The organism is Bradyrhizobium sp. PRIMUS42, assembly GCF_023006515.1.
Lineage (GTDB): Bacteria > Pseudomonadota > Alphaproteobacteria > Rhizobiales > Xanthobacteraceae > Bradyrhizobium.
Genome location: NZ_JALBGZ010000159.1, coordinates 1 through 10,484 on the forward strand (window position 1 = coordinate 1; position 10,484 = coordinate 10,484).

Consider the following 10,484-nt stretch of genomic DNA (forward strand, 5'->3'; position numbering starts at 1 on the left):
ACCTGCTCCGCCAGGGCGGCGTCACCAATTTCTACTGGCAGTATTTCCAGGCGCCCGGTGTCGCCGAGGCCGAGCTGGAGCGCGACGTCGCCCGCACCATGCGCATCGTGCTTGGGGGACGGGGCCTCGCCGATCCCACCGCCGCGATGTTCGTGCAGGAGGGCAAGGGCTTTCTCAGCCACGCGACCACGGAGGAGCCCCTGCCCGGCTGGCTCAGCGAGACTGATCTGGCCTATTTCACCGAAAGCTTCCGCAAGTCCGGCTTTCGCGGCGGGCTGAACTGGTACCGCAACATCGATCGCAATTGGGAGCTGACGGCGCCGTGGCAGGACGCCCAGATCCGTCAGCCCTCGCTGTTCATTGCCGGCTCCAGGGACGCCGTCATCACCGGCCTGATCGGCGCCAAGCGCGTCAACGAGCTCGAGCGCGTGCTGCCCAATCTGAAGCGAAAGCTGATCATCGAGGGCGCCGGCCATTGGGTGCAGCAGGAGCGACCCGACGAGGTGAACGCGGCGCTGGTGAAATTCTTGAGGGAGAGCGCGGCCTAGTAGAGGCCGCGGCCGCTCAGGATGTTGCGAGCCTCGGCGGCGCCGTCGGCCGACGAATCCGCGTTCTCGGCGGCGTAACGGCCGTCCCGGTCGTAGGACACCGCACGAGCGTTCTGCACCGCCCGGCCCCGGCCGCGGCTCGAGGCCGACATTTCCGAGGTTGCATTGAGCGAGGCCATGTCGGCGGAGGTGTTGCCGAGATTATAGGGCCGCCCCTCCGGCATCGGCACGTCGCCGCGAATGGCGCCGCGGCTCGATCCGGGCAATTCCGGCACGAAGGGCCTTGCGGAGGCGACCCGGACCATCGAGGGCGATGGCGCCGGAACACCGGTGCGCAGGGTTGCCAGAAGCTGGCGGTCGTCGGAGCCTTCAAGCGGCGCCCGGCCGACATACTCGACGCGGACCTTGGCGACGCCATTGCCTTTGAACTCAAGGAGTTCGGCGGCCTTGTTCGAGACATCGATGAGGCGGTTGCCATGATAGGGACCGCGGTCATTGACCCGGACGATCAGCGACTTGCCGTTCGACACATTGGTCACCCGCGCATAGGACGGCATCGGCAGGGTCGGATGCGCCGCGGTCAGCGAGGTCATGTCGAACACTTCGCCATTGGCGGTCAGGCGGCCATGGAAGTCATCGCCGTACCAGGACGCCATGCCCTCGGCACGGTAGTTGACGTCCTCCTCGGGCACGTAGGTCCGGCCGGCCACCACATAGGGCTTGCCGACGCGGTAGGTGCCACCGCCCTTCGGGACCGGATCACCCAAAGCCACGACCCGGGGGCTCGAGGACACGCCGTACTTCGGGTCAACGCGGCTGGCGAATTTGTTGGAGGAGGCGCAATTGGCAAGCGCAAGGCAGGTCGCGACCGCCGCAACACCGCGCGCGGCCCGCAAAACCGAATCTGACCGTCGGATCCCCATGCGCCCCAAATACCACTTCGCCGGAAGCATACCTAACCCGCTATGGCTACGGGGAGCGCTGTCCGGTCCTTCAATCCGAAGCGGCCCACCACCGCGTCGGAAGCAGTAACGATAACGCAACCCGAACACGGCGGAAATGGGGAGCCCGCAGCGATCCCGCCGGGATGGTAAACGGGACGTTCGCATTTTTCCGTTGTTCTACGGAGCGATGGCACCTGCGCTGTGCCATGGCCGGACATTCTGTTGCGCCAAATCCTCACTCCACCCCCATTGTCGCGCCCCTCACCGAAATTCTTTTGACTGTGCAAGGCCGCACGCGTTTTCTCGGATGCAAGGGCAGGATTTGGAATTTAACGATGATCGAGACGGTTTCGGCACTGATGGGTCTGGTAAGCGCGGGGATCTTCCTGGCCCATGCGTTTGAGGGTTACCGCACGAGGGCCTGAGGCACTCGCGCGAACGGCAAGCAACACCTCTTTCAAGACGGCGCGTTCGGCGAATTTGATCGATCCGACCGAGCAACGAAGACGAGAGCGGCAGGTGTCCCATGCGCAACCATGACCTGGTATCTGACGGCTTCCTGGCATTGACCGCCGGCGGCTTGGTCCTGCTCTGCTCGAGCCTCGTGGCACTGGCCTTCGCCTGAACACCGCCAGCGCTTTTCCGTTTTCTAACCACACCTGCACCGCGATGCTGCACCGCAATCCCTTTAGGATTGCCCCGCTCCCGTTTAGTTGATTGAATTTCTGCTTTCGACGCCTCAGCGCAGGCCCAGCAGGGACCGGCGATAGAAGCTGTCGCGCGCCTCGTTCTGGCAGACGAAGCTGCCGTCGAACCCCTGGCCGTACCGCTTCTGACCCTTGCGGTAGTAGACCCCTTTCCTGAAATCGAGCCAGACCACCTTGTCGTGCGGACAATGACGCTGCGCCTGCGCCTCGTAGCGAAACGGCGTCAGCGGGCTCGCCGAGACCTCCGCGGAGCCGGCGCCAATCGTGATCGCGCCGGCGAGCGCGATCCCGCTGACCCATCTGCCGAAGCCGCCCCTGCTCACTCCCCGCCTCCCGATCCGGGCCGTCGCACGATGGCCGCAAGGCACGCTAGCACGAAATGGCGCGATCCGCCGAAGGCGAGACGCGGGCCACGTCTTCCGCCGGCCATCTTGTCGCGTTAGATGAAAGCGAGATCGTTTCGATTGCGAGGATGCGGCCTGAATGTCGGTTGAGCCTGAGACCCGCACCGAGCCCCGCCCGCCCTCGCCGCGCCTGGGCCTGCTGCCGATGATCATCTTCGGCTCACGCTGGCTGCAACTGCCGCTCTATCTCGGACTGATCGCGGCGCAATGCGTCTATATCGTGCTGTTCCTGAAAGAGCTCTGGCACCTCTCCTGGCACGCGATCGATCTCACCGAGCAACAGATCATGATGAGCGTGCTCGCCCTGATCGACGTCGTGATGATCTCCAACCTGCTCGTGATGGTGATCGTCGGCGGCTACGAGACGTTCGTCTCCCGGCTCGACCTCCAGGGCCATCCCGACGAGCCGGAATGGCTCGGCCACGTCAATGCCAGCGTGCTGAAGATCAAGCTCGCCATGGCCATCATCGGCATCTCCTCGATCGCGCTGCTGCGCACCTTCATCGAGGCCGGCAATCTCGGCTCGGACCGCGCCGGCTTCACCGAGACCGGCGTGATGTGGCAGGTGCTGATTCACATCACCTTCATTCTCTCGGCGATCGGCATCGCCTATGTCGACAAGCTCAGCGATTCCGGAATGCGCAAGCACGCCGAGTGAGGCCTCGCGCCCGCTTTACCTGTCGGTCTCGAGCTGCTGCATGACCTGACGCAGGCATTCCTGAAACTTGGCCGCGACCTGCTCGCGCGCAAGGCCCGTGCCGGCAAGATCCTCCGACACCTTGTCCAGCACCTCGTCCATCGTCTGGTTTTCCAGATGGTCCGTCACCAGCGTTGTTGCATAGCTTGCCGCGGCATCGCCGCTCAGTCCGAGCCGGCTTGCGGCCCAGAGACCGAGCAGCTTGTTGGATCGGGCGGCGACCTTGAACATGAGTTCCTTGTCGTGGACGAATTTGGCCTCGAAGCCCTGCTCGCGCTTGTCGAACGTGGTCATGGTCAGCTCCATTGCGCTTTCGCTGATGAGGGTCGGACTGGCTGGTGCAAAAGTCTCCGCGGTTCACGCTGGTGTAGGACGATTTGAAGCTTCCGGCGGAAGCCACACGCCGTCAAGCCTGCCGTGCCCCCCGGCCGGTCGTGTGCATGGCACGCACAAGCCCGGCGCCAGCCGACTCGGCTAGTTGGAGATCGTTTACCACTCGTTAAGCAGACTCAGCGCCGCATGGCTTGGGGCACACCGAGAGCTGACGCATGAACAAAGAGCTGCGGGAGTTTCGACGGCTTGAACGGGTCTGCCTGGAGCAGGCCGCCCTCTCCACCATGGACCTGACGCGAAGCGGGCTGCTCAAGGTCGCCGAGGACTGTCGCATCGCAGCCGAAGCGATCGAGGCGCGATCGCCCCGCGGGCCCTTCGTGGGGGCCGTCCAGGCGCTCGTCCTGGCCTTGAGCGCAACGCGGATGTCCAACAGGCATTAGCCGTCAGCGCGGGCGGAAGATCGCGTCAGAAGACTGCGGGGGACCGCGCCAGATCAGCCTTTCGCCGCCGCAGCTTCCCGCGCCAGCCGTTCGGCCTTCAGCCGCTCTTTGTTGGCGTAAAACGCCTTTTGCGCCACTTCATGGTCGCGCATGGCCTTTTCGGCCTCGATCCGGCGTGCCGCATCGCGCGCCTGGCGCTGTTCGGGGGTCAGGGGTTTGCGTCGGAACGAAAGGTCTTCAGTCATGCCAAGAGAACGCGGCGGCGAGGAAAAAGTTCCGCATGCCCTCTGAGGGGCACAGCGGGCCGGCCCCATAATTTGCGAAACAACCCCATGCACAGTAGCCAAGCCATTCTGCCGCAAGGACTTTTCCCATCATGCGCTAAAGGCGGTGGCCCCGTCGGGCAAGACAGTGGCATTCCGCCACCTTGCTCGGACGTGAGCATAAGAGGCCCGCGAGGAGATCATCTTCCGTCGGCGGAGATCTCGATGTCCGCAATCACCGGCAAATGGTCTGAAAAGGCCCTCGCCTCATCGTCGGTCCAGACTTTCCGGATCCGGCTGTCGGACGTTGCATAGATCCGGTCAAGCCGCATGAGAGGTAAGCGCGACGGGAAAGTTCGGAGCCGCGTCCGGTTTGGGCAGACCTGCGCAAGCACGCGCCGCACCGATTTGACCCAGAACCAGTCATTGAAATCGCCGAGGACGACAGTCCGGCCATGTTTCACCAGGCTCACCAGGGCCTGAGCTTGCGCATATCGCTCGTGGATACTCAGGCCGAGATGCGTGGCCACCACACGTACATCGCCGGCAGGCGTCAGCAGATCCGTGGCAATCGCTCTGCGCGGCTCGCGCTCGCGATACGACACGTCCACGATCTCGGGCACGCTGGAGAACGGAAAGCGGCTGAGCAGCATCTGACCGTAATCGCCATCCGCTGTGACGATCGACTTGGCGTGAACACGGTGATCGCCGACAACGCTCGCCAGCTTCGCAAACGGATCATCCGATCGCGATCGCGAATCCACCTCTTGAAGCGCGACGACATCGGGAGCCCATTTGTGAACGATGGAACAGATGCCCTCCAGATCGAACTTCGGATTGAGATTGAACGTGCCATGCACATTCCACGTCATGAAGCGCATCGGCGCCATCAGCGCCTCCCGGCGAGCCACGTCGCGACGAATTGCGCGCCTGCGCAGATCGCGAGCCAGCCCAGGAACGCCAGTGCGAGCAGCACTACGTTGGTCCAGGACGCATTCCTGGCCAGATCCGCGATCTGAGCGCCCAGAACTGCCATGGTGAGAATCCCGGGCGTCATGCCCAGCAGAGTTCCGGCCATGAAATCGCGCAGAGGCAGGATGCTCGCACCAGCCACGACGTTCACCACCGAGAACGGCGCGATGGGAATCATCCGGATGACGACGACAGCCAGAATGCCCTTGCCGACAACACGTTCCTGGATGCGCGCGGCACGCCGCCCCAGCAAACGCTGAAGGCGTTCCCGGCCGAGCACCCGTCCGATCGCAAAAAGAATGAGAGCGCTGAGCAAGACGCCCGCCATGGCGCTGACGAAGCCCAGCCATGGCCCGAGTGCGGCAGCGGTTGCCGCAATGAGCACGAGAACCGGAAACACGACCAGCCCGCCCACCACAAAAGCTGCGATCGCGAACGGCGGCCCCCAGACCGACTGCGCGTAGGCAGACAGGAGCGTCGAAAGACGGCCCGCATCGGCGAAATCGCTCAAGGACGTGTACGACCAGGCCATCGCCAGTCCAAGAAGCGCCACGGCTATTGAAACGATCCCGATGATCGTCTTCGTGTTCCACATGCGGGATGCCGCCCGCTCCAGATGAAGAGGCCGTTCAGGATCCGCAACCGGCTGAACCATCGTGGCCAGTGTGCTGGTCAGGACCGACGACTCGACTTGTCGCAGCGTCTTCGCCCCATCGGCGTCCGACACCTCATCCAGCAGCGTAAAAAGACGATCCTCGTTTTGTGCGACGGCCTGTTCGTCGACACCGCAGAAATGGGCGATCAGGCGATGGCGGACTGATGCGATGAAGGCCCGGTGCTCGTCGGACGAGGCTTCAAAGATGAGATCACATTCGCTGTCGGCGCCCATCGAACGGTTGTTCAGGTTCGCCGAGCCAATTCTCAGGATCCCGTCATCGACGATCATGAGCTTGCTGTGCACCATCACGGCAGCTTCGGTGTCCCCGCTGCGTGAGACCGGATAGACGAAGCGGATACGATCCGCGATGCCGGCCGCGCTGAAGCAGTCGATGAAGGCGCCACGACCGTTCTGCATCGCCTGGGATTCCACCCACGAGGAATGCAGCTTGGGCGTGACGACGAGAACCCGAAGCATGGGCACGCGACGCATCTGCTCCGCCAATTCACGTGCGAACTTGGTGGCGCTGGTAAACTGATTTTCGATGTAGACGAAGCGCGTCGCGGACCGGATCGCTGCGATCAACGAGCGTTCGACCTCCCTGATCGTCGAACCTGCAGGACAAACCACCTCGGTCCTGGCGATCCCCACCGGCAAGTGCTCGGCCTCGACCGGCACGTTCGCCGGCCACCGGATGCTCTTCTGTGCGCATCGATCATGAACCTGTTGGCCCGCCGCGCGCCAGCGCTCCTCCGCGAGCTCGAACAGCCGCGCCGCAGCGTCTCCGTCGACCATGCATTGAACATCATGAAACGGCGGATAAGGCTTACCCCCGGGGTCGCAGCGCAATGCGTGATCGGCGCGATGGTCACTGGTGTCCCAGCGCCTGATGGTCAGATCGAGCCCGCCGACGAACGCCAGTGAACCGTCGACACAGACGATCTTCTGGTGTTGGGCCGAGCCAAACGGAAGCGTGGCATCCAGATGAAACCGAACGCGGCCATCTGTGTCGGCCGTGAATTTGGCCGCGGAATTCCATTCCCTTTCGGAGGCGTAAAACGAGACGAAGTCCCAGACGAGGATGTGGATTTGCAGGGCGGGACGCCGTTGAACCAGCGCGCGCAGGAATGGGCCAAGCTGTTCCGGCAAGCCGTCATCCGCATGTCCGGAAGCTCCGACCAGCCTGGTCTCGCTATGGATGTCCCATCCGATGATGTAGACGAGATCCTGCGCCTGCAGCAGCGCGTCCCGCAGGGCCGCGAAATAAGCGGCAGCATCGTTCAGAACCGCCACGCGCCGCGTCTTGCACCGTCGCCAGACGGTGTCGCCGGGGATCAGGGTCGATGAGCTCTGAAGCAGGTGAACCTCGCAATTCGCATTCGCGTCTAAACGCGCTGAACGCTCAATGGGTTCCACGTCTTCAGCTCAGCTCGAACGGCTGTCCGCGCTGGACGTCAGAACCTGATCATCCCGAACAGGAACAGCAGCGCGAGTGTGATCAAGCCGGAGATCAGCAGCGAGCCGAGACACCCGAGCCGGTTCGAGAAGAAGAAGAACATGCGTTGCCCGCTGTGAACGTCCTGCGGGCTAATTGTTCAGATTCTATACCGTTCCTGATGCGATCTCGTTTGGACCGGTGTTTCCGGAATCGAGGGTAAGAACCAATCCCTGAGCGCGACGTTGAATTCCGATGTCCGACGCTTTTGACTACTTCCGAGCGCACGCGGTCCGAGCCCTTTGCAAGGCCCGGGCGATGCCCCGCGGACGAATGAAGCATCTCCAAACCATGGTGGCCCGGATCTACCATCTGCTCACCAAGGAGTCCGCCTACGGGCCGAACCTGCAGCACATGGATGACTTCCGGGCAGCCCGGAAGCTCGAGAAGTCGATCGACTGAACTCACGTTGGAGCAGCTTCAGCTAGGCTGCTGGCGGTTCGCGCTGGCGGGCCGCCGTGGTACCACCTACCGTGCCGTGTCGATCGCGCGGAACGTCGCGGCACCGGCCGCAGGAGCTGCTCCAGAGCGGTGCCTGCGGCCTTCGCATTTGTGTCGGTGCGAAGCTTGCCGCCAGGCGGCTCCCGTGACCGGCGCCCGCTGGTAGCCAATATCTCGGTCAAACTCCGGCCGGCTCGCAAGAGGCCGGTTTTAGCACTGTCGGTTAGATCGGGAGCAGCTGTAAAAAACCTTCCACTCAACCCACGTCTCGTTGCTGTCCTCGTCGACTAACTCCAAGCTTTCAACCCATCTGTGAGTCGGGGGAATTCATGGAAGGGAAAGAGTTTGAGAGCATGTCTCTCGAAGAACTGTGGCAACTCCACACTGTCGTCAATGACGTTCTTGCCGCGAGGCTCGCGGCAAAGAAAGCAGAGCTAGAAAGGCGGCTGGAGCTGCTTAACCGAGAAGACAAGGCTATCCATTAAGCCGCATCAGCGGCCCGCCGGTTCACGCTGGCGGGCCTCTTAGTTTGCACTCGATGTCTGTGCCCAGCCCAACTTGGTTTTGAGTTCGGCCCCGTTCAAAATCAGAAATGAACCGACGCCCGCGACGAGCAGAGATGAAATCAAACCCAAGCTGGATTCGATGCGGCCTAATCGCCAGCGGCCAAGCCGCGGCACGTTGACTCAATGTCTGGCTGGCGCCTTCGGCGATTCATTGTACGTTGGATTGTGCGCAGTAAGCGCGATATCCATCTAAGTAACTGTGTTTGCTGATTATTGGCGGAAGGGGTGGGATTCGAACCCACGGTACCCTTGCGGGCACGCCGGTTTTCAAGACCGGTGCCTTAAACCACTCGGCCACCCTTCCAGTCCCGGAAGGCTGTCGCTTAACGTAGTCGACGGCACAAGGCAACGCCAAGTTGGGCACCCTCGCCTCCGGCCCATCCGCCCGCCCTCTGTCAGGCGAGCGTCAGCCTGTTCCTCTAGCTTGACGGCAGGTTCGGCGCCGCCGCGCGCCGACGTCTCGGCAATCCCGACACTGGCGACACCTCCCAGGGCGTCGCCGGTTGCGAGGCCCGGCAGGATTGGTCTCCATGTCCGGGCCTCGTTTTGCGGCACGCAAAAGAAACGGCGCCCCGTGAGGAGCGCCACTCGAAGCCCGCTTCGTCCTTGGCGTCAGTACCCGCAGGACGCGCAGCCCATCTGCACCGGGGCGTAATAGGAATAGCCGGGCGAGACCATCTCGACGCGCTGGCGCGTGGCGTATTGCGGCGGGATGCGCTGGTACTGGACGCTGGGCGGCGCGACCATCACGGTCTGCGGCACCATCACGGTGCGATACTGCGCCGGCGTGCGGTGCGCGACGACGGAGCCCGGCGAGACCATCACGGCTTCGTCGACGGTGCGGTATTGCGGCTGCACGTATTGCTGCTGATAGCAGGTCGTGCACGGCGGCGGCGCGTAGCAATTGTAGCAGCCGGCGGAGGCTGCGCCCGTCATGGAAATCGCGGCGACAGCGGTGGAGAAAACAACGGCGAGAGTACGAGACATTGCGTGCGGTGCCCCAGTTGCCCGAAATGGATTTGCGAAGGTCGGCGCAGTATACGCCGCAAAACCTTGCTCTGCCGAAGTTCGTCGGGGCATCCTTAATGCGAACGGCCAACCGCGGCGGGCCGGTAAGGACTCGTTGACCACGCGCATTAACGCGCGCGATGGGCGCGCTCTCCGAAGTCCGCATGACAAGCGAAGTATGATCGCTGCCCCGGCGCGGTCCTCGTTCGAGCGCAATCGCGGAGCGTTCATCCGCCTTCGATGGTCGAGATTCAGCGCCTCGCTGCTCTTTCCAAGAACTCCAGCAGCGAGGGATCGCTCTCCTCGAGTTCGACATAGCGGCGGCGCAGCTCGTCGGCGATTTCGGCGGTGGCATCCCGCGACCATCCCTCCGCGGTATTGAAGGCCACGATACGCGTGGGATGGAGATATTGCCCTTCAGCGAGATGTCTGAGCAGGGTCGCGCGATTGGCGTCCTCCTCGGCCGTCTCACACCAGGCGCGGCCCAGCTGCCGGCCGAAATCATCGAGCACGAGATAGACGTCCCGGTCTGTTGTAATTTGCGGCACGAGTGATGGAGAATGACTCATGGCTCACTCCGATACTGGCAATCCGGACCGTTTCGGACGGATCTCGACACAGCGACCGCCTCGGCCGAATTTCGGAAAAAAGGGATTTTCGGCTATTTTTCCTAGGATGGCATGATTAAATAAAAAATAAAACGGAATTAATAAAAATTAAATAGCAAGATGTGGACAAATGCACTAGGTTGAAGGTGCCTGGCGGGCGAGCCCGCACGTCGGGTGCCCACTTCGCAAACGGCTCCCGCCTCCACCCCCAATAGCCCACGCCCCGGAAGGCGGGGGCCGTTCTTTGCGAACCTCCGCCCCGGCTCCAGATTCCTCCTGCAACGGCACATCTGCGCGCGCGCGTGGAGAGCGCGATGCGCTCCGGAGCAATCGATCCAGCCTGGTGGCGCCGCCGATCAGGCGCCTATCTCAAGCGCCGCTTCACCTCGCGCACCGCGCC

Annotated in this window: 12 protein-coding genes and 1 tRNA gene; 4 read left to right on the forward strand and 9 right to left on the reverse strand. The window is 62.9% G+C overall.

What is annotated here, in order from left to right; genetic code table 11:
* The coding region (locus tag MOV75_RS14650) for an alpha/beta fold hydrolase (RefSeq protein ID WP_247006063.1) at nt 1–548 on the forward strand (548 nt) is incomplete at its 5' end.
* Here MOV75_RS14650 and MOV75_RS14655 read toward each other — a convergent pair.
* Complete coding sequence (locus MOV75_RS14655; RefSeq protein WP_247006065.1) at nt 545–1,471, reverse strand: septal ring lytic transglycosylase RlpA family protein; 927 nt, start codon at nt 1,469–1,471, stop codon at nt 545–547. The genes MOV75_RS14650 and MOV75_RS14655 overlap by 4 nt on opposite strands.
* 760 nt (nt 1,472–2,231) lie before the next feature.
* Complete coding sequence (locus tag MOV75_RS14660; protein ID WP_246921597.1) at nt 2,232–2,522, reverse strand: hypothetical protein; 291 nt, start codon at nt 2,520–2,522, stop codon at nt 2,232–2,234.
* 160 nt (nt 2,523–2,682) lie between these two features.
* Here MOV75_RS14660 and MOV75_RS14665 point away from each other — a divergent pair, with 160 nt between their 5' ends.
* Nucleotides 2,683–3,261 carry a TIGR00645 family protein gene (locus MOV75_RS14665; RefSeq protein ID WP_246921599.1) on the forward strand — a complete coding sequence of 193 codons (579 nt, stop codon included), beginning with the start codon at nt 2,683–2,685 and terminating at the stop codon, nt 3,259–3,261.
* A 15-nt stretch (nt 3,262–3,276) separates the two neighbouring features.
* On the opposite strand, the gene MOV75_RS14670 is transcribed toward MOV75_RS14665, so the two are convergent.
* A complete protein-coding gene (locus MOV75_RS14670; RefSeq protein ID WP_246921601.1) occupies nt 3,277–3,594 on the reverse strand; it encodes a DUF1476 domain-containing protein in 318 nt (105 codons plus the stop codon).
* Between the two features lie 254 nt (nt 3,595–3,848).
* Here MOV75_RS14670 and MOV75_RS14675 point away from each other — a divergent pair, with 254 nt between their 5' ends.
* Nucleotides 3,849–4,073: a hypothetical protein gene (locus MOV75_RS14675; RefSeq protein ID WP_212085393.1), complete on the forward strand. Its 225-nt coding sequence runs from the start codon at nt 3,849–3,851 to the stop codon at nt 4,071–4,073.
* A gap of 53 nt (nt 4,074–4,126) precedes the next feature.
* Here the strand turns inward: MOV75_RS14675 and MOV75_RS14680 are convergent, their stop codons facing one another.
* The 3 genes from MOV75_RS14680 to MOV75_RS14690 all read right to left on the reverse strand — a co-directional run bounded on the left by MOV75_RS14680 (nt 4,127) and on the right by MOV75_RS14690 (nt 7,259).
* Nucleotides 4,127–4,318 carry a hypothetical protein gene (locus MOV75_RS14680; RefSeq protein WP_246921603.1) on the reverse strand — a complete coding sequence of 64 codons (192 nt, stop codon included), beginning with the start codon at nt 4,316–4,318 and terminating at the stop codon, nt 4,127–4,129.
* A 218-nt stretch (nt 4,319–4,536) separates the two neighbouring features.
* A complete protein-coding gene (locus MOV75_RS14685; RefSeq protein WP_246921605.1) occupies nt 4,537–5,226 on the reverse strand; it encodes an endonuclease/exonuclease/phosphatase family protein in 690 nt (229 codons plus the stop codon).
* Complete coding sequence (locus MOV75_RS14690; protein ID WP_246921607.1) at nt 5,226–7,259, reverse strand: VTT domain-containing protein; 2,034 nt, start codon at nt 7,257–7,259, stop codon at nt 5,226–5,228. Before MOV75_RS14690 ends, MOV75_RS14685 begins: the two co-directional genes overlap by 1 nt.
* Before the next feature lie 397 nt (nt 7,260–7,656).
* Between MOV75_RS14690 and MOV75_RS42690 the strand changes: the two genes are divergently transcribed.
* Nucleotides 7,657–7,863 (forward strand): hypothetical protein, encoded by a 207-nt coding sequence (locus MOV75_RS42690; RefSeq protein ID WP_309486794.1) that lies wholly within the window; start codon nt 7,657–7,659, stop codon nt 7,861–7,863.
* A gap of 819 nt (nt 7,864–8,682) precedes the next feature.
* Here the strand turns inward: MOV75_RS42690 and MOV75_RS14695 are convergent.
* The 3 genes from MOV75_RS14695 to MOV75_RS14705 all read right to left on the reverse strand — a co-directional run bounded on the left by MOV75_RS14695 (nt 8,683) and on the right by MOV75_RS14705 (nt 10,045).
* Nucleotides 8,683–8,772, reverse strand: a tRNA-Ser gene (locus MOV75_RS14695).
* Nucleotides 8,773–9,080: 308 nt separating this feature from the next.
* The gene (locus tag MOV75_RS14700; protein WP_246928938.1) at nt 9,081–9,404 is read right to left on the reverse strand and encodes a hypothetical protein; all 324 of its coding nucleotides are present in this window, start codon (nt 9,402–9,404) and stop codon (nt 9,081–9,083) included.
* A 323-nt stretch (nt 9,405–9,727) separates the two neighbouring features.
* A complete protein-coding gene (locus tag MOV75_RS14705; RefSeq protein ID WP_246928940.1) occupies nt 9,728–10,045 on the reverse strand; it encodes a hypothetical protein in 318 nt (105 codons plus the stop codon).
* Between the last annotated feature and the right edge of the window lie 439 nt (nt 10,046–10,484).

Coding starts and splice junctions, on each gene's coding strand:
- MOV75_RS14655 (WP_247006065.1), bottom strand. CDS start 1,471: ATGGGGATCCGACGGTCAGATTCGGTTTTGCGGGCCGCGCGCGGTGTT.
- MOV75_RS14665 (WP_246921599.1), top strand. CDS start 2,683: ATGTCGGTTGAGCCTGAGACCCGCACCGAGCCCCGCCCGCCCTCGCCG.
- MOV75_RS14670 (WP_246921601.1), bottom strand. CDS start 3,594: ATGACCACGTTCGACAAGCGCGAGCAGGGCTTCGAGGCCAAATTCGTC.
- MOV75_RS14675 (WP_212085393.1), top strand. CDS start 3,849: ATGAACAAAGAGCTGCGGGAGTTTCGACGGCTTGAACGGGTCTGCCTG.
- MOV75_RS14680 (WP_246921603.1), bottom strand. CDS start 4,318: ATGACTGAAGACCTTTCGTTCCGACGCAAACCCCTGACCCCCGAACAG.
- MOV75_RS14685 (WP_246921605.1), bottom strand. CDS start 5,226: ATGGCGCCGATGCGCTTCATGACGTGGAATGTGCATGGCACGTTCAAT.
- MOV75_RS42690 (WP_309486794.1), top strand. CDS start 7,657: ATGTCCGACGCTTTTGACTACTTCCGAGCGCACGCGGTCCGAGCCCTT.
- MOV75_RS14700 (WP_246928938.1), bottom strand. CDS start 9,404: ATGACGGGCGCAGCCTCCGCCGGCTGCTACAATTGCTACGCGCCGCCG.
- MOV75_RS14705 (WP_246928940.1), bottom strand. CDS start 10,045: ATGAGTCATTCTCCATCACTCGTGCCGCAAATTACAACAGACCGGGAC.